The 19,582-nt window shown below is 49.2% G+C and carries 11 protein-coding genes; 6 read left to right on the top strand and 5 right to left on the bottom strand.

Annotated features, from left to right (window positions below):
- Positions 1-306 precede the first annotated feature (306 nt).
- On the bottom strand, positions 307-1,950 hold the full coding sequence (locus tag L4C36_RS01780; RefSeq protein ID WP_428476069.1) for a hypothetical protein: 1,644 nt from the start codon (positions 1,948-1,950) through the stop codon (positions 307-309).
- A 2-nt stretch (positions 1,951-1,952) separates the two neighbouring features.
- Positions 1,953-5,243, bottom strand: coding sequence for a hypothetical protein (locus tag L4C36_RS01775; protein ID WP_428476068.1), 3,291 nt, complete (start codon positions 5,241-5,243; stop codon positions 1,953-1,955).
- Between the two features lie 401 nt (positions 5,244-5,644).
- Between L4C36_RS01775 and L4C36_RS01770 the strand changes: the two genes are divergently transcribed.
- The 3 genes from L4C36_RS01770 (at position 5,645) to L4C36_RS01760 (ending at position 10,321) form a co-directional block, all read left to right on the top strand.
- Positions 5,645-8,764: an efflux RND transporter permease subunit gene (locus tag L4C36_RS01770; RefSeq protein ID WP_428476067.1), complete on the top strand. Its 3,120-nt coding sequence runs from the start codon at positions 5,645-5,647 to the stop codon at positions 8,762-8,764.
- A 95-nt stretch (positions 8,765-8,859) separates the two neighbouring features.
- Positions 8,860-9,933, top strand: a complete 1,074-nt coding sequence (locus tag L4C36_RS01765) for an efflux RND transporter periplasmic adaptor subunit (RefSeq protein ID WP_428476066.1) — start codon at positions 8,860-8,862, stop codon at positions 9,931-9,933.
- A gap of 115 nt (positions 9,934-10,048) precedes the next feature.
- Entirely contained in the window at positions 10,049-10,321 is a 273-nt protein-coding gene (locus L4C36_RS01760) for a hypothetical protein (protein WP_428476065.1), read from the top strand.
- Positions 10,322-10,479: 158 nt separating this feature from the next.
- On the opposite strand, the gene L4C36_RS01755 is transcribed toward L4C36_RS01760, so the two are convergent.
- A complete protein-coding gene (locus tag L4C36_RS01755; protein ID WP_428476064.1) occupies positions 10,480-10,740 on the bottom strand; it encodes a DNA polymerase III subunit epsilon in 261 nt (86 codons plus the stop codon).
- 372 nt (positions 10,741-11,112) lie between these two features.
- Positions 11,113-12,216: a phosphoribosylaminoimidazolesuccinocarboxamide synthase gene (locus L4C36_RS01750; RefSeq protein WP_428476063.1), complete on the bottom strand. Its 1,104-nt coding sequence runs from the start codon at positions 12,214-12,216 to the stop codon at positions 11,113-11,115.
- Positions 12,217-12,528: 312 nt separating this feature from the next.
- On the opposite strand from L4C36_RS01750, the gene L4C36_RS01745 reads away from it, so the two are divergent.
- From L4C36_RS01745 to L4C36_RS01735, 3 genes are all read left to right on the top strand, one after another.
- On the top strand, positions 12,529-14,865 hold the full coding sequence (locus L4C36_RS01745) for an ATP-dependent helicase (protein WP_428476062.1): 2,337 nt from the start codon (positions 12,529-12,531) through the stop codon (positions 14,863-14,865).
- 147 nt (positions 14,866-15,012) lie between these two features.
- Positions 15,013-17,001 (top strand): diguanylate cyclase domain-containing protein, encoded by a 1,989-nt coding sequence (locus L4C36_RS01740; protein ID WP_428476061.1) that lies wholly within the window; start codon positions 15,013-15,015, stop codon positions 16,999-17,001.
- A 173-nt stretch (positions 17,002-17,174) separates the two neighbouring features.
- Positions 17,175-18,044 (top strand): GNAT family N-acetyltransferase, encoded by an 870-nt coding sequence (locus tag L4C36_RS01735; protein ID WP_428476060.1) that lies wholly within the window; start codon positions 17,175-17,177, stop codon positions 18,042-18,044.
- A gap of 80 nt (positions 18,045-18,124) precedes the next feature.
- Here the strand turns inward: L4C36_RS01735 and L4C36_RS01730 are convergent, their stop codons facing one another.
- Positions 18,125-19,372, bottom strand: coding sequence for an NADH:ubiquinone reductase (Na(+)-transporting) subunit B (locus L4C36_RS01730; RefSeq protein WP_428476059.1), 1,248 nt, complete (start codon positions 19,370-19,372; stop codon positions 18,125-18,127).
- Positions 19,373-19,582 lie beyond the last annotated feature (210 nt).

The following is a 19,582-nucleotide window of genomic DNA, read 5'->3' as shown; positions in this document are numbered from 1 at the left end:
GGAACGGTAGCGCGGCATCTTCCTTCGAAGAGTTCTCAGTACTGGGGTAATCAACTCGATGCCGCACGTTACCCATATCGCTCATTGACTTCTTTGAAGTCATACCGCAATAGCGATATGGGTGACTGTGCGGCCCAGTTAAGATTTCACCAGTGACGCGTGGGTAGCCTGTAAACCAGAATGGTGATCCACCATTCGCGATGCAAGGTTCGTTAGCCGCGCTACCGTTAATCCAAATTCTATTGGCTACAAAATTCAATACAAGACGAGGGTGTGCGAACAGTGAAGTGACTCCCGTAATTAGGTTCATTTCAGCGCGGCTCCTGCGACGTGTAATCGTAAACTCAGCATGTGCTCACAGGGGCCAAGCCGTAATTTATTCTGATGCCAGAAATGGCACTCACACTGACCATGCGTTAAACGTTGGTCTTTATCGATGGTGAGGAAAACCTGATGCGCCCGTGCGTTATCCAGCACACTGCCAGACAGGGCGGTGCCCTGAGTATTGGCTTCAACCTTATCGACAGTGACGAGGTTGGCTTGCACAAAATTGGCCGCTTTTTTCTCTCGCTCGTTATTAAAACGAATGTCATTAAGCTCAATCGGGGTGTTGTAGAGTTGGCGCAGGCGATACACATCCCCCTCCATGTCATAGAGCACTAACCCCAACTGGCTGTATTGTGCCAAGGCCGATTTCACGGTGCTGATGTCGAGTTGTAAACGGGTCGCCAGCCGCTGTGCACTTTCGACGTGCTGCGCTGACAGGGCGTTGTAAACGGTTTGGGCGGTGGATTGATCCACCGGTTCGCGCGGCGCGAGCAGGTCAAAGTTACCGGCTTTTGACCAGTCGTTGGCACTCCAGCCAGACAGCCCGAGCGTGAAAGACAGGTTATCCATATTGGCAATATAAAATGAGGGCAAACCATCGCCCATTAAATGCACATCAAAATGATTGGCGACTGGCAGCAAGCGTTCAAGAATCAGTAAACGGCGGCGTCCCCACACGCGAATGGTGCGTGGGGTATCGCCTTGGTAAATAGAGCGGTCAAACTGCAACACCTCATTCCAGGGCTCCATCACCACACGAACAGGGCGACCGGGTACCAATTCAAAGCGCATGGCGCGGGGGCCGACACGTTCTTTCCTGCGTTTCAATTGTGCGCACAGGTTATGTATGTCCATTGGCTGTAATCGCAGCGTGACCATGGGTAAGGTCATGGCTGAACTGACTTGCAAGAATCCCCGAACCCAACTGTCTGGCAGGTCAATTTTCTTCTCGTCATACGCCGCTGCCCCTGAGGTTTGGATGTTGAAACCATCAGGGTCGATTTTTAGTCGCGTAGTGCGGTAGTCGCGAATTTTTTGAAATTCATGATACAAGCCGGTGGAATAATCAATGTTGGTGGTGCCATACGCTTTATCACTGACATGCTCGAACACATCATAGTGACAGGTGAGTTTGCCATAACTGGATTCGTCTTCTGAGAAGCATTCAAAGAACACCTGATCAGGATGAATGGTGATCACGGGATCGAGCACATACCATGCATCAAGATCGTGTTTATACAGGTATTTGAAATACTGTTGCTGAGCGTGATAGTAAGGCGCCATTACAGTATGGGCTTCTTTATTCATCGCGTTTAGCTCGGCGTTGACCGAGGCGAGTTCGGCGTTGACTTGTTTGGATTGGCTGGCAAATTCAGCCAGCAAGCGGGGCTCTTCGCCCGCGAGCCATCGTTCATACTCTTCGCGGTTCTTCGGCTGAAAGCGCATATCAGAGATCACCACATCATGCAGGCAGGAAATGGCTTCTCTGAAGCGCCGTTTATCTTTTACCTCCCCGACAAAAAATGTGGGCGCACGAGAAAGATCAGGGGCAAATGACATGTCCGTCTGTTTGCTGTTTGAACCGACGTGTGATGACGCTGCATAGCGGTAAGCGACTTCCATGTTTATTCCTCTATCCGGCGCGGTGATGACGTGGGGATCGGGCTGATGTGTATCGGCAAATCGGCCGTGAGTGCATCATGGTGAGAGGCCAGATGCAGCATCATTTTCAGATATGCACTTTTGTCTTTCTGCACGGACGTTAAAGACAACCGTGTGAGTAACGCACAGGTCATCTCTCGCGTTTGCGGCGAGGTGTCAGCGTGATCCTGAAGAAAGGCCATCACCCTATCTTTTGCGACGCGGCCACAATTCACCCGTGATAACACCGACACGAAATAAGGCTGAAGTGCGACAATCATGTCGCTATCGCCCGCGGCATATTGGGGCAGTAACTGGCTGACAAATAATTCCACGTTCGCAGCAGGATGCTGACTGAGTTGCAGCACATACTGTGGGCCATCGGCTTCGTCAAAATAGGTCTGAATGAGTTCACGTCCGTATTGTTGAACGGCGTCTACCACGCTGTCGCACACCGCGATGATTTGATCGGGTTGCCAATCTTCTTTTGTCATGTGCTCACGGCAAAAGGTAAACCCATAACTTTGGGTGTCTGCCCACGGGCTCTCGAGTACCTGCAAAATGTTGTCCATTTGCGCGACAAAGGTGTCTGGCTGGTGGCTAAAGTAAGTTCTTGCCAGCTTGCGCAGTGACAGCGTGGGGCTGGAAAGCAGAGAAAACCACTGATTTGCGCATAAAAAGTCCGCGGATAAAAACGCGTGTTTTGTTTGATGATCAACCAGACGATCATTGGCCTGCGGGTTGGGATCGTCAGTAGCTTGTAACTCTGTGCGTTGGACATGAGCAGCCAAATACTCAGCCGCCAGTGATTGCGCCATGGCGGAGCGGGCGGTGGCTAATTGCCAGAGTCCATCGGCTTTGTTTGAAGCCAACGCCGTATCAAAATGCTGAGATAAAAACGGGATGAGTTGTTGCTGCAATGACTGTTCATGATCACGGGTGTGCAACTGGTGGACAATGTGCTGGAAAATGAGGGCGCGAGAAGGCTTATGTGCATGAATAGCCGTGGCTATTACGCCCAAGATAGCGGCTTGCTTATCAGAACCACATTGGGGAAGTAGTGTAATAAGGTAATCGACTTTTTCGCTGAGTTCTTCAGGGGCGAGTTTCTTCAACAGGGCAAAGCTGAAGGCTTGTATGGCTTTAGACGATGAACGGTCAATGACATGCAACGTCGATTCGGATATTTGACTGTAGCGGATCGGCATTGCATCCAATAATCGACATCCCAACAAGCGAACGGCGCGTGAAGGGCTGTGGATCAGTGTCTCAACAGGGGCAATCGCGAGTCGCTGAATGGCCTCGCGACAGTGTTCCATGATCCATTGAAACAGCCATTCGCCGTGGGCGTCGGTAAGGGGGGGCAAAGACAGTTGACTTTCTGTGTCGGTATCCATATTCAAGTCAGCGTTGGCGTTGGCGTTGGCGTTGACGTTGACGCCCGTGACGGAATTTATTGTCGTTGCTAACAGCGCCGTGGGGTTCACGAGCGTGAAGGTATTACGATGTGTTGGGTCATCAAGCCATGCACGGAGTGCCGCATGGTCGATACACAGCAGTGTGCTTAGTAATGGCACCGAACGGCTGAAATCACGGATTTTATCCAGTTCAGTGAAGGCAAAGGCAAAGGCAATTACATCGTCAGAGGTACTTAAAAACAGCTGGCTGATAATGTGATCCGGCAGTGGCGTGTCAGATTGCCGCGTGCGTAATTGCTGCAAGGCAAACTGCTGTAATGAGGCATAAGGTTTGAGTAAAAGCGTGATCAGTGATTCTGACGATATGCCCTCGCAGAACACGGTATTATCACGTAATGCTCGTACACTGAAATTTGCAACGGGCTGACAGCGGGTATGGCATGCAATGCGCAACAGCGATTCAGGGGCGTTATCCCACAGGTGAGGGAAGGCTTCTCCTCGCCCAGTGAACGTATCCTCTGGGTTATGCAGCCAAATGCCACGTGCGTTTTTACGGTAGTTGGTCGCATGGGTATGCAGCAGGGTATTCAGGGCTGAACAGTGCGCATAACCATCATAATGACGGGTTTGGGTTATGTGACGTTGCCAGTTGCGATCATAGTGGTAGTCGTTAATCGTACGCGGGGCTTTGGCATGCTCGTCGGTATAGTGCAGCAACGTTTTTTCGGCCATCACAGTAAACAGTGGGCTGTTGGCGATCCCCAATTGTTTCAATGTGCGAGAGAAACGCGCGGTAAAATAGCGGTGCGTATGTTGTGAATGAGCTAACCGGGCATTATCCGACGCTAATTCTTTGGCGACATCGAGCCTGCCGTGTGCGCTGTAGTGATACGTCCATTGTCGACTAAAATGGGGCGCACAGGCTTCTAAATGGATATTGATGAGTGGCTGAATCTCGCTGTCTAAGCGGAACTCACTCATTTTTAACAGGTAACGTAACCCTTTGAAGGCGCCGGGTGAAAACGGAATGCTTGGCAATAATGTCACTAAAGTCCGCTTGAGTTCAGGGTTAAACCAAGATTGTAAATAGGCGTGTTTTAATACGGTATTGATTGGGTGTTCTACAGGTGCACCTATGTACTTTTCTTGAGCGGCGGTGTGACAAAATTCGGTAATACGCTGGTGGAGTATGTCAGGCGTTAAGGGCATCGGCGACGGGCACAGTGTCTGATACGTGATGTGACGTTGCTCCGGCGCGGTTAAGGCAAGAATCACCTCTAGCGCAAGTCTGGCCATGACAGGGTTGTGATCGTTGAGATACGGGGTGACGGTGTTGATATCCAGCGATGAACCGATACGGCCTAATGCCCATAATATGCTGTAGTCATCACGCCAGTCGTTACGTTTGCCATGAGATTGTAGAAAACCAGTGATGGTCGTGGCGGCTTCAGGGTGCGGTTCGGGAGGTAATCGCCAGATCTGTCGGGATCGCGTAGGATCATGCTTTTCATTTTTGATCCGCACTAGCAGGGCTTCGGTGTAATGGGAAACCGATCCAACGGCAGGGTCAGCAGCGGCCGTAGAAGAAGAGGTGCTCAGTACCAGGCTTTCTTCTGAGTGGTAGCCTTTATTTTCTTTCGCGATCACGACGGAATCAAAGATCTTTTCGGCCTGATTAAAAGGGATGGGGGCGGTTGTTTTCGTGCCCTCCCGCAACGGACTGCCGTATCGACCATAACGAAAGTTGACGAGGTATTTTGCCTCCGTCATTACTGATGTTTCGACCAGATCAACCTCATACACTTTATCAGAATTGCCTTCTTGAAAGCGCAATCGCGATGTCCTTATCCGCTTCATTCATCCTTTCCCGTTAGACGTATATACCCAAATATCATTCACCAGATTACCACACCCAGTGGATGGCTTTAGGCGGTGAGAAAGCGAAATTAGCAGTCACTTCACAGAAAAAACCCCTCCTTAAAAGGGGATCTCGACGTGTGAAAATACGGCGTGCGTGTGCAGTCTCGGGTCCATTTTGCCGTTTATGACTCAAAAACTATCCGGTTTGGGTATATTCACTGTGTGCGTTATAAAAATGTAACCAAAACATAACAAGACTCTGTAAAAGGCAGTGAATTTTGCTATCGTAGCTGTTGCGAAATTGTTACCGCAATCAGAAGGCCATGGATGGGCTGTATATTGTGAATGAGGCGGTTTGTATGAACCGTACAACAAGAGTAAAGACAAGACAGGACGTTATGTTTCTCACACGCTATGCCATTTCTCGCCCCGCCGTCATTGCGGTGGCCGTTGCACTGACAGCCTTGTTTGGCTTGCTCAGTATCAAAACCCTGCCAATTCAATTATTCCCGGATATCACTCGGCCGAGTTTGTCGCTCACTGTGCATTGGCGTGCGGCGGCAGCCGAAGAGATGGAGTCGGAAGTCGCCGAACCGCTTGAACAGGTGTTGCAGGGCATATCGGGCACCAAATATATCAACACGGAAGCGGGAAACGGACGGGCTGAAATCAACCTTGAGTTTGAAATTGGCACCGACATGGAAAAAGCCATGTTGGAGGTGATCAGCCGCGTTAACCAAGCCACCAATTTACCGTCTGACATTGATGGGCCATTTATCCACAGTGGCTCAAACAATGATCAATTAACCTCCTTGTTTTTACAGCAACTGCCCGGCAATGACACCCCCATTCAGGCTTATCAGGATCTTGTGGAAAGCCAAATTGAACCGGCGTTGACTGCCGTCGATGGTGTCTCTCGCATTCAAGTACGAGGCGAAAGCGATCGCCAAGTGGAAATTCGGTTTGATCCGTACCGTTTGGCGGAATTAGGGATCACTATTCCCGAGTTGGTCGGACGCATTTCTGCTGGGCGTGATGCATCCGCTGGACGATTAGATATCGGCCGTAAAGAGTACAAGTTACGGTTTGCCGGCCGTTATGAGTTGGATGATTTCGGTGACATGGTTGTCGCATGGCGGGGTGGCTTGCCCGTGTATTTGCGTGATTTAGCCGATGTGAACGTGCAGCGTGCCGTACCGCGTACCTTGCGAGTTCAAAATGGTAACCCCGCCATTAATATCAGTGTGATGAAGGAAAACAGTGCCAATGCGCTGGAATCCCTGTTGTCGGTGAAAGAAGCCATTAAGCAACTTAATGATTCTGTCTTGGTGCGCAATGGTGTGCATTTAGAAATGTCTTACGACGCGTCCGTTTTCATTGTGCGGGCGCTTAATATGGTGACGGGTAACTTATTATTCGGGGTATTGCTCGCCGTGGCAGTGCTGTGGTGCTTTATTCGGAAAGCTCGTGCGACCTTGATCATCGCCATGTCGATCCCAATCAGTATTTTGTTGACCATTTGCGTGCTGAAACTGACGGGTCGAACACTCAATGTGATCTCACTGGCGGGCTTGGCTTTTGCGGTGGGCATGGTGCTCGATGCGGCGATTGTGGTGCTGGAAAACATCATCCGTTTACGTGAGAAACAAGCCAATTCGCAAGGAACAAACCAGCGAGATACAGCAAGTGATCAGGCGGTTAGCCTTGCCGAGCAGGGCACACAGCAAGTGTGGAGTGCGCTATTGGCCTCAACCCTGACCACGGTGGCGATTTTCCTGCCGATATTGATGCTCAATGATGTAGAAGGGCAGTTGTTTGCAGACCTTGCCATCACCATTGCTGTTGCCGTGACAATGTCACTTATTGTCGCCGTTACGGTGTTACCCGTTGCCGCTTCACGGTGGTTAGCGGATACCCGGCTGCGTGATCATTATGCCTCGGTGTGGCAGCGTTTGGCTGGGTGGAGTATGCGCTTAACGGCCACACCAGTCCGACGCGCTATCGTCATTGTGACCTTACTGGCATTGCCGTTGGGACTCACCCGTATCGGTTTACCTAAGATGGATTATTTGCCGGATGTTAAGCGAGATGCGGTGGATGTGTGGTTCTCCATTGCACCGGGGATTGGCATCAATGCCGTCGGCGAAGAAGTGATGAATACCATGGTCACGCGCTTACAGCCGTATATGGACGGTGAGAAAGAGCCTGCATTGAAAAACTACTATTTCATCATGTGGCCAGGGGGCGCCACAATGGGAGTAAGGGCCATTGATCAGAACCGTATCAAAGAACTTGAAGCGATTGTAAGGGACGAAATTACCGTTGGTTTGCCAGATGTACGGGCGTTTGCGCGGCAAGGATCCTTGTTCGGTAATTTAGGATCAGGCAAAGAGATCCTCGTGGTGCTAAAAGCGAACGATATGCCACAGTTATTTCGTGTCGCAAAGGAAGCGAAGGTCATCTTAGAAGAAGCGATGCCGGATGCCCAGGTTTGGCCACACGGGTCATTAGAATTTACCGCGCCTGAGTTGCGGTTGATCCCCGATGATCGTCGTCTGGCTGAAGTCGGCTGGAGTCGGGGGGATTTGCCATCGGTGATCCGCTCACTCGGTTCGGGGCGTTATTTAGGTAACTTTTTTGACGGTAATCAGCAACTCGACATGATGCTGATGACGCAAGGTGCAGGGTCACCGGAAGAATTAGGCGCAATTCCTCTGGCCACGCCGTCTGGGGCGATTGTCCCGCTCGGAGAACTGTTACGGGTTGAAACCGTGATGGGACCCAAGTCGATTGATCGGATTGATGGGAAGCGCGCGTTTGTTTTGGCCGTGCAGCCCAGTGATGACATGACATTGGAAGTGGCTATGGAGCAGTTACAAGACCAAGCCATTGAAAAGATAGAAGGTGTTTTGCCGGATGGCGGTACGGTGCAGTTGTCGGGCAATGCCGATAGCCTTAAACAAGCGATCAATAATATGCTGTCTATTTTTGGGTTTGCGCTGTGTATTTTATTGCTGCTGTTGTGGGGCTTGTTCGGCACGTTGCGCGATGCCCTGCTAGTGATATTGACGCTGCCATTGGCGACTGTTGGCGGGGTAATGGCGATTCAAATTATGCATGTGTTGGTGGATCAACCGGTGGATCTACTCACCATGATTGGCTTTGTGATCTTACTGGGCTTGGTGGTGAACAACGCCATTTTGTTGGTGCACCAAACTCGCACGAATGAGCGTGAAGGAATGGAACGATCCCTTGCGGTGGAAGATGCATTAACCCGAAGGATCCGTCCGATCTTTATGACAACCCTGACCAGCGTGTTTGGCATGCTACCGCTTTTGTTGAGCCCTGCGACAGGCAGTGAGATTTATCGTGGCCTTGCAGCGGTCATTGTGGGGGGGATGTTGGTCAGCACGCTGTTTACGCTGATTTTGCTGCCCGCGTTATTGCGCATCGGCAAGTCAACGAACAGTACACCTGAAATACAACAAGACACAACGTTGTTGGCAACGAAAGTATAAGAACAAAAAGGAATTAATGAGCCATGGAACTAGGCAAGCGAAGACGCGATCCAAAAGTATACACATCAACAATACAAAATAAGCACGCATCAGCGATGATAAAACGTTGTGTACACGTGGCGATCGGCAGTGTTGTGATGATGGTCGCGCTCCCTCTTTTGGCCGCTAAGCCGGTGGTATTGGCCGTCGCGGAAGCAGAACACGCCGCACCAGTGAGCTGGTACAGTGGCACGGTACAGAGTCAGCAAGAGGCGCGTTTGAGCATGGAAGCCACCGGCCGTTTAACCGCTGTGGCAACGTTTGGTCAGACAGTAAAAAAAGGCGATGTGCTGGCAGAAGTGAAAGCGGACGCGTTGACGTTACAGTTAAAAATCGAACAAATGGAAGCCCGTAAAGCCAAAGCGTATGTGGATCATTTGGTGGTGGAGTTGGCGCGATTAAACAAGTTGGCGAAAAAGCGCAATGTGTCTGAAACCGATCAAGCCAAAGCGCGACATGATTTGGCGATTCGCCGTATTGAATTAGACAATGCGCGGCTGCAAGTGAATGTGATTCAAGAACAATTAGCCCGCACCCAATTGATCGCACCCTTTGATGGCACGGTGAACAGTGTCTTCAAATCACAAGGTGAATACATCAATCAAGGGGAGAGTGTGCTGCATTTGGTGAATACGGCGCAGCAGGAAATTCGTTTGCAAGCACCGATTTCAGTGACGGCGTTATTACCGGCCGCCGCGACGTTAGATGTCACGGTGGGTACCGATACACTGACAGCCACACTGGATACCCGCAGTGCCAGCGCGGACGCACGCTCACGGTTAATGGAATTGCGTTTATTGCCGCAAGGCAAAGTCATGACGATTGGACAGCCCGTGAAAGTGGCGATCCCGACGCGTTTTAAATCAGGGGGGGTACTCGTTCCGCGTGATGCCATTGTGACAGGCAAGCAGGGCAGTGCTTTGTTTGTGATCAGTGAGATCAACCGTGCGAAAGGGAGTGATGCTGATAGTGAGGAAATCAAAGTGAAGTCTATTCCTGTTGATGTGCTGTACAGCAGTGGCGGGAAAGTGGCTGTGAAAGGCGATATTACGATTGGCCGGGAAGTGGTGGTGCGTGGTGCCAGTGGACTGATAGACGGTCAACAGGTACAACTATTAGAAGGCAGTTAATGCAGAAAGTCATGCAAAAAGCGTTTTAACGCGTTGATATCAGTGGTGTGATTGTACGTTGAGAGATAGAATCTGGCCGTTTTTCTATGGCTTACTTCTTTTAAAACGGACAATAATGAATAACAAACATATCGCCGGTATTGTGGGTGCGCTGATCGTGTTAGCGATAGTGATTGCAACCATCGCCATGGGGGCGCCGAGCGTGGTGTACTTATGGCCAGTTGAGGCACTAAACGGGATCGCCTTTGCGTTCGCATGGGGGTTAGGGGTACCGGTTTGGCTGGCTTATGTGTTTGCTAGCCTGATCTTTTGCGCGTTTGCCTGTGCGGGGTACGCGGTGGGTCGGACGGTTTATCGGTTGGTGGCTTCACGATGGGATCGAGAGTGATCATTGAAGTTCGAGATGCGGTGGCGTAATAAGGCACACTGACCGATACAAATAACCCTGATAACACATCATATTGAAAATGCGTTAGCAGGGTTATTGTTAGGATAGAAGCATCATTTATCCATGCCTTTGTCTACGCGCAGGATGGAGGAATGAGGTTATTCAGCGTCGTCTTGTTCAATAAACGAGGCTTCAATTTTTTCTAGTTCGGCTTCTTCTTTAATCTTAATTTCTTCCTGACGCGCAATTTTTCTTTCGTTAAGTTCACGTCGTTCTGATTTCGTTAAAAACTTCACCGCTTTTTTGGTTGCTAGCGCATAAGCGACAACGTCTTCCCCTTTTTCTCGGCGCTCAGTGACACGCTGTGAAAAACGTTCATCGTCTCGTGCTTTTCGTTGTTCGGCCGTTAATTTACTCATATTTTTATCCTCATTAGTTAATCATGGTAGGGTTCACTACGCTCAGTCAAACAAATGAGTTTGTTGGCACATTCATATCGCTGATGCGGCATATTAGCACAATATTATAATGATACGTCTAAAACCAAGATGATGGCGCTATATATATCTTATCAGTAGCATTTCACGATGTTCGTTCCCGTGAGAATGGATTGACGTTGGATTCAGAACGTCGGTGTATAGCGGTGTAGGTGTATATCAATGTATAGCGGTGTCTATATCTGGAAGGAAGGCGAGCGGTGGATGGGGATACAAGCTCTTATTGTTGTATGTGATGGAATAAAAAACCTGATAAATCAAAATGATTTATCAGGTTTCGTTAAGAGATTACACTTAATCGATCAAATCATAGTGTGTGCGTAAAATATCAATAATTTCTGCTTTCGGGTTATCACTCAGTTGAATGGGGCGTCCTGTGACTTTTTCTGCAATGCCTGTATAGACACGAGAGATGTCCATCAAGGCGTCAACCGGTAGCTCGTTCTCACGCGCCAGCGCAAAGCGCTCTTCCATGCGATCTTTATTCAACAGAATGTCGGGATCGGGGAAGTGATTGAGCAGCATTTGGCGGAAGCCTTCTTTTGAGTTCTCGATGATTTCGCCATCACGGTAAGCCGCGCCATCCCAAATGCGGGAAGAATCCGGTGTGCCGACTTCATCCATGTAGATCAGCTTTTCTTTGCCATTGGCATCGGTCACATAACCAAACTCAAACTTGGTATCGACAAAAATCTGATCCAATTCACCCAGCGCTTGACTGATCACATTGAAGCCTTCACGCAGCAAGGTTTCGTAATGGGTAATGTCTTCCGGACGGCTGAAATTAAAGGCCGCAAAGTTGTTTTCCAGATCGCTGCGGGTCACGTTCACGTCGTCTACTTCCTGCACCCCTGGAATGCCTTTCAGGATACCTTTGGTGGAAGGCGTCATCAGTAGGTGCGGCAGTTTCTGATCTTTTTCCAAGCCTTCTGGAAGGGCGATACCACAGAAGTCGCGCTCGCCTTGGCTGTAAGCACGCCACATCGAACCGGTGATGTACTGGCGACAAATGGCTTCCACCATGACAGGTCTGGCTTTTTGTACGATCCACACGAAAGGATGGGGAATATCAAGGATATGGCTGTCGGCAAGGCCGTTGTCACGGAACAACTGGAACCAATGGTTAGAGATAGCATTTAACGCTGCCCCTTTTCCTGGAACGCCTTTCAGACCGCCTTCGGCGCGCCAAATACAGTCAAACGCTGAGATGCGATCGCTGATCACCATGATAGCCAGTGGGGCATCAGGCTGAACATTATAGCCTTTTTCTTTGATCAGACGGCGGCTGTCTGCTTCGGTTAACCAGTATACGGAGCGTACTTTACCACTGTGAACCGGCTTGTCAGTACGAATCGGCAGGTCATCATTTACAGCGAGAACTTGATCAGCAAGGCTCATGGCGAATTCCTATTTCAAAAGTTAAACGAAGGTAACCCTGTCAGTTAAGGCGAAAAGTCTGCCTTAGTACGGTGTTAGGACCGTTGTTGCGGCGATAATAACAGAACTCAAGGTGGCTTTCAGCTAGAAAAGCAAACGTTTGCGCAATTTTATTTTTCATCACACAGTGGGAATTTCATGTAATAGACGGTGAAACGCGGTCGGGAATACAGCGACAAGGCGCAGGTTACGGTTAAGTGGCGAGATTTTATTCCTCGCATGAGAAGCAAGTGTGGCAAAATCACGGGTTCCACTTTGATGATCAGGTTCACTATGACGCGTTTTACCTCGGAACAATTGGCATTCATTCAGCATCAACAAGGCAATGCCTTGTGTATTGCCGGTGCGGGCACGGGGAAAACCACCACACTCGTGGGCGTGATAGAGCAAAAGTTGGCCACGATCCCGGCGCAGCACATGTTGGTTTTGATGTTTAACCGCGACATTCGCCTCGACTTTCAAGCCAAACTGCAAGCATCTGGCGTCAACGCTGCCGTGCCTGTGCATACCTTTCACAGTTTCTGTCTGAAGTTTCTTAATCAAACCGGGTTTATTCGTGAAACCGGCTACCGCGTCGATTATCAAAGCGGTGAGAGTGATAAGTCTTTGGTGAAAGCCGTATTGCGTGACTTGTCAGGGTTGGAAAAAACTTACCAACGCCAGCAGATGATCAAAGATCCGAAAACCATCGAATTGCTGCTGAGTTTCATTGGTTTGGTGAAAGCTTACATGCTGTCGCCGCACGAAGTGTTCAAGTTGGCCGACATCAATCGCGATTACCTGTTTATTTTGGATGCGTATGACGCGTTTGAAACCCGTCGTAAAGCACAGAAATTGCTATTTTTTGATGATTGGCTGGTGGAGTCGGTCAAACTGCTGGAAGGCAATGATGCGATTCGTCAGCATTATCAGCAGCACGGCAAGTTGATTGTGGTGGATGAGTTTCAAGACATTAATACGGCACAGTACCGCTTATTAAAGCAATTGTTAGGCCCTGAGACCCAGTTGTTGGCGGTGGGAGATGTGGATCAATGTATCTATAAGTGGCGAGGCAGTGCGCCACAATTTATGCTCAACTTCGATCAAGACTTTGCACCAGCGACAACCTACACCTTGTCACAAACGTTTCGTTTTGGTCACAGCCTGGCGTTAGCGGCGAGTCACTTGATTGCCAATAACAAACAACGTTTCAGTGATTTCTTGACCACCTCGGGTGAGGGGATCACGGACACGGATTTTGTGGAGTGTGGTTCAGCGCGCCAAGTGGGTGAAATCGCTCAATCGATTCAAACGCATTTAGATCAGGGCGGTAAAGCGTCGGAAGTGGCGATATTGGTACGTCGTTGGTCACAGACACTCTTGTTTGAATTGGCGTTTCTCAGTAAGAAAGTGCCGTACCATATGCCGGTGCCATCGGTATTGGGCAATAGCCGTGAAGTGAAATTGCTGATTGAAGTGATGACATTAGCGACGGGCCGCTATCACGAGCAAGAGACGCCTGCAAAGTCGGCTTTACTGTTTAGCTTACTGTGTTTTCCCCATTGTTATGTGCCCAATAAAACGCTCAAGCCATTGTGTGACCAGTTGGCGGGCATGGATCCGGCGACATGGTTGACGTTTATCGGGCGTTTTGAAAAAGCGAATGCGAGCTTGAAGCTGGAGACATTGATTGATCGGCTAGCCTTGCTGGTGCAGCTGATGCGCAAGGGCAGTTTCAAAGCGGCGCTGGTTTATAAGCAATACCGCAGCGAGAGCGGGCTGGACAGTTGGATTTGGAAAACCGAAGCAACGGCCAGTGAGATTGAAGAAGCGATAGAGCGACTCGACAGTGTTGCGACGGTATTGGATTCGATGGATCAAGACTGTGCGAAGGCGTTGCAGTATTTTGAATATTATACGTACCAATCTGTCCACCAGTCTAACCCTGTGGCACATCAGCAGGGTGGTTCTCATGCTCAGAATAATGCCGCGCAAGAGAGTGTCCAGCTGACGACCATTTTCCGTGCCAAAGGGTGTGAGTATGACTATGTTCACCTGCCGTTCTGGGATAAAGACGCGTTCCCCTATATGAACAAGGCGTCTGGCTCGATGGGGGCGGATATTGAAGAAGAACGCCGACTGGCTTACGTGGCCATGACGCGTGCTAAACAGAAAGCCAGTGTGTATTACACGGTGCCGGAGAAATCGCTGGGGCGGGTGACCAATGCGAGCCGCTTCGTGTTAGAAGCCAAGGCGGCGTTAGCAAATGACTTGGGCCCCAAATTATATACAGAAGGGGCGTTGCCATATTTCTCTAGCCCCGTTGCGGAAGAATATTGCCGTCGTTTAGGACGTGAGCAGGATGTGGTGATCCCAGAAAAAAGCGTGAAGCGTCAGCGGGCTCAAAGTGACGATGAGGTCTATAGCTTTGCATGGGCACTGGCGCAGCCATTGCCTGACAAGGCAGAAAAAGTGATCACGGCGATGGTGCGCACTAAAACAGCCAAATACCTGGATTCGGAAATCAGTCGCATTTTGCGTGAACTGGGTGCCGCGAGCCAAACTAAAAAATACGTGTTGGTCAACCGCTTGATTGTGGCCGTAAATGCGAGAAGCCGTGTGCGACGATAGGTGTTGCTGAAAAGTCAGACAAAACCGAGCAGAATAATGTGGGAATATTCCCACAAGGACTGTATTTATTCCTTATAGTCTGTTAAAAATGCGACTGGAAATAACAAGACAACGGATTGTGTCTATTTACATCAACACAAGTGTCTAATGTTTAGTTATATTTCGTCTCTTTCAACGCGTTTTTGCCTGCTTTTATTGGGGTTATGTATCAATGCCTCTTTAGCGTGGGCAGACCCGAGCGTCACGGCTGTGTGCCATCCGGCTTTATCTGAGCATTATGTCACCGCATCCAATGCCTATCTGAAATATTATCAATTGGCCATCAATAGTCCTGTTTTGGCGGATGCGTTGTCTGATCAATTGGATACTGATAGCAAAAAACACACACATCCTACAGAGGCGGCGCTGTATCTGCTGGCACAATATGAAATTGTGCAAGATAAAAAAGAAGGTGCGCGTAAGCGGTCGCAGATTTTACAGCAATTATCCGATCTTGCTGTGCAGACAAAACAGCGTTGGCTCACTGACGAAGTGGCCTTTTTAGTGGCACGTAATCATTACGACAATAAGGATTACGCCCTTGCTCAAGCGCAGCTAAAGATGACGAAAATACGGGCAGAGGCTTCAAATAATCAGCATTTGTTAGCGCGTAGCTTAAAATGGTTAGCAAATATTGATATTGAAGCGTTGAAATATAAGCAGGGACTGAATAAATATCAGCGTGCTTATCGCATCTTCCAACAGTGTGGCAATTATCCGCAGTTAGTCCTCATTCTTTCAAATATAACCACGGTATACATCCATATGGAAGAATGGGGCGAAGCAAAAACGTATGCAGAACGGGCTTTGGCATTGTATCAAGAGCATGGTTTGAATAACCCCTTCATTGAATCGTTATTGCACATCAATTTAGGTGAAATTTCCGCGCATGCGGTGGATAGCTCTGATCGAAAAAGGTACGTTGAGCGTGCCGTTATGTTGGCTGATCGTACACCGTTAGTGCGTGCGAAAGTGATCTCTCGCATGAATTTATCGTCTTATTATGTCGATGAAGGTGAGTATGGTCGCGCGTTTGATGTCGCACAGCAGTGTGTTGCCGTGGCCAACAGTGAGAATGGCCAGCATCCCGTTAATACGGCGAATTGTAATGAAAGTTTGGCCAACGTCTCTCTGGCCAAAGGGCAATATGCACAGGCGCTGCAGTTCGCCAGAAAAGCGATGGTCGGTTATAGGGCGTATCATGAGGAGATCCGTTTGCTTGAAACTTACAAGTTACTGGCTGAGATTTATGAGCGCTCTGAAAATTATCAACAGGCATTGGCTTTTTATAAGGCGTATTCCGATGCTGGGAAAGCGTATTTATTCGATATTCGTCATAATGAGCTATTTTATTTGCAAGGCCGCTTTGATGAAGAAGTGCATGAAAATGAAATCGCATTGTTAAAGTCAGAAAATGCACTGGCGACTGCTACTTTAGCGGAAAAAAAAGCGGGTACCAATATACTGCGAATGACATCGGGCTTTATCCTTTTGCTGCTTTATTTATTGTATCGTCGTTATTCTGCGGTGAATAAAGATAAGTCTGTGTTGGTGCAATCTAACGAAAAATTGGAAATTGAGCTGGTGGCCGATCCATTAACTGGTTTAAGTAACCGTCGTTATTTGTCACAGTGGAAAGCGGCTTTGAAGCGGGATGATTATCCACAAGGCTTGGCTGTGGTGGTAGTGGATATCGATCACTTCAAACGCATCAATGACAGACTGGGTCACCATATTGGTGATGAGGTGTTGGTCAGTATTGCGGATCGCTTGAAAACGTTAGTGAGACATCATGATCTTATTGTGCGCTGGGGGGGAGAAGAGTTCATTCTGATGCTGGTCTGTAACGAACAAAACAGCGAGCGGTGCTTGCAACGTATTTGTGAACAGATCGCGGACGAGCCCTTTGCGCTCAGTTGTGGTGAGCAGCAGGTGACGGTGTCGATGGGGGCAATGTTCGTGCCCAATGCCGGTGCATTGATTGATCACTGGGATGATATCTTGATTCAGGCGGATAAAGCGCTCTATCAAGTGAAATCATCAGGCCGAAATGGCTATCACTTTATTCCCTCTATGCCTGTAAGAGCGCAGTGTTAAATCGCGAGATCATGATCGGGAAAGGCATTTGATGATGTTCTCGTCATTATGGCCGAATTCCATTCGGCTTATATACCCGGAGTGTCTGTGACATCACAACTTATCGCGATATGCCGTTTGTTATCGTTAAATTTTGATAAACTGAAGTCACGAAAGATGGGGCGGCGAAGCGGATGAAAGCGTTTAGATATCAAATCTTTATCAAAAATGACAGTGAGTTCGCACTGACGGGGCAGTATGACGCTCTGCCTGATGCACTCGCCGTGATTCAGCAACGCAGTGCCGATGAACAAACGTGTTGGCTGTACGACGCGCATACGGCTGAAGGGGGACACGATGTGTTCAGTGTCGACGCGCTCGGCGTGATGACACCGACAGGCCATTGCGCCTCGCCTGTGCTCAATAGCTTAGCGTTAACGTCACTGGTTAATTTGTCATTTTCTGCGTTGACGCCGACGTTGTCGATAGATAATGCGTCTATCCTGATCAACCCTTTGCAGAGTGCATTGCCTGATATCAACGGGTTAGATGGCGACTACGCGGCGTTTTCTGCACTTTCGCAAGCAGCCTCCCAAGAGACGGTTATGTATTCTCCGTTGCACCGTCAGTCAGAGCAAGAAAATGACATTGCACTGACGGTGTATCACCAAGGTGAACTGATCGCCCTTGCGACGTTTAGTCGATATTTAGAAGACCACCGTTTCCCGACCAAATCCTCCGAGCTGTATTACGAAATTGCGTTGCATACTCTGTATGTGAAAGCGGATTTTCGCGGTTTAGGGATTGCAACGGCATTATCGACGTTGATCGTGAATATTGCGCGTAAAGACAGTGAACACATTTATCGTCAGGTGTCAGGCTTGGGGATGAATGTAAAATTGTGGTTTTCTGCGTTAGCCATTACCGAAGGGGGGGAAGCCGTTTGCGACATACTGAGCGAAGCCTTTGTTGAAATGGCCGATGATCTGATTGATGAGTTGCTTGATGAGGGGTATGCAGTCCGCTATCAAGAGCCGATGATTTTTATCGATAGTCTGTTCTAATGAAACCGCCTAACGTGTCAGAGTACAGCGACGCGTTAAGCGGTGTGATTACATGAAAAAATGCCCGTTGCACCTTTGGGTTATTTGATCGGTCGGCGTTTTAGTCGACGCTGAATATTGGCCCGTGTCACGAGGTTATCGAACAGCGGGGCAAACAAGTTAGCAAACAGAATCGCTAGCATGATCCCTTCCGGATAGGCGGGGTTCACCACGCGAATAAACACCGTCATCACCCCAATCAATATCCCATATGCCCATTTCCCTTTGTTGGTAAAGGCGGCAGAGACCGGATCGGTCGCCATAAACAGCATCCCGAATGCAAAGCCTCCCAACACTAAGTGCCACCAGAAAGGCATCGAGAACATGGGGTTCGTGTCTGAACCCAGCGCGTTGAGCAGGCTGGCTGTGAACACCATCCCCAACAAGACCCCTGCGACAATGCGCCAAGAAGCGATTTTCATGAAGATGATCATAAGACCCCCAATGAGCAAGAACAGGGTAGACACTTCACCTATCGAACCGGGAATATTACCCACAAAGGCATCCATCCAAGTCAGAGTTTCTCCGGTGGTGTTGTGCACTAATGCCGATTGCCCGTTATCTGCCCATTGGCTTAAGGGCGTTGCACTCGTGTAGCCGTCGGCGGCAGTCCAGACTAAACCTCCGGAAATTTGTGCCGGATAGGCAAAATAGAGAAAAGCACGGCCTGCGAGTGCGGGGTTAAGGAAGTTACGTCCTGTTCCGCCGAAGATCTCTTTCGCGACAACAATACCAAAGGTGATACCGAGAGCGGCTTGCCATAATGGTAATGTCGGCGGCACGATAAGCGCAAACAGAATTGAAGAGACAAAAAAGCCTTCATTGATTTCATGTTTTCGTACCATGGCGAACAATACTTCCCAGAATCCCCCTACCAGAAATACGACGAGGTAAATAGGTAAGAAGTGCATGGCACCGAGTAGCATTTTACTGCCCCAGCCAGCGGATTCTGCCAGGCTGCCGCCTAACGCGAGCGTGGCACTGTAGCGCCAGTTTTCTGCAACAATCGCTTCCAGTTGTTCTGGGGAGTAAATAGAATGCAGAGCCATCATGGCTTGCTGACCAACGTTATACATACCCCAAAACATCGCGGGGAATACTGCGAGCCACACCATGATCATGATCCGTTTAAGATCGATACTGTCGCGCACATGGGTATGGCTTTGGGTCACTTGACCGGGGGTATATAGCAAGGTGGCAACCGCTTCATACAACGCGTGCCATTTCTGGTATTTTCCGCCAGGTTCAAAAGCGGGTTCGAGTTTTTCTAACGCAGACTTCAGACTCATGGGTTAGCCCTCACGGTAGCAAAATCAATCGGCGAGTCAATTCGCCAATACATCACTATTGTTACGGGCTGAGTGGTAATAACGATGAGATCTTTTTAATCATAGGCGATAAGCCCGCTTCGTGCCGCGCTGATAGCCACATGAAGTGAGAGGTGCATTGAAGCGAGAAAGAAGATCATTTATGTGAGGGAGGAAGGTGGGACGACTCGC

It is taken from the genome of Photobacterium japonica, from assembly GCF_050337005.1.
Taxonomy (GTDB): domain Bacteria; phylum Pseudomonadota; class Gammaproteobacteria; order Enterobacterales; family Vibrionaceae; genus Photobacterium; species Photobacterium japonica.
This window is presented reverse-complemented; position numbering and strand designations above follow the sequence as displayed.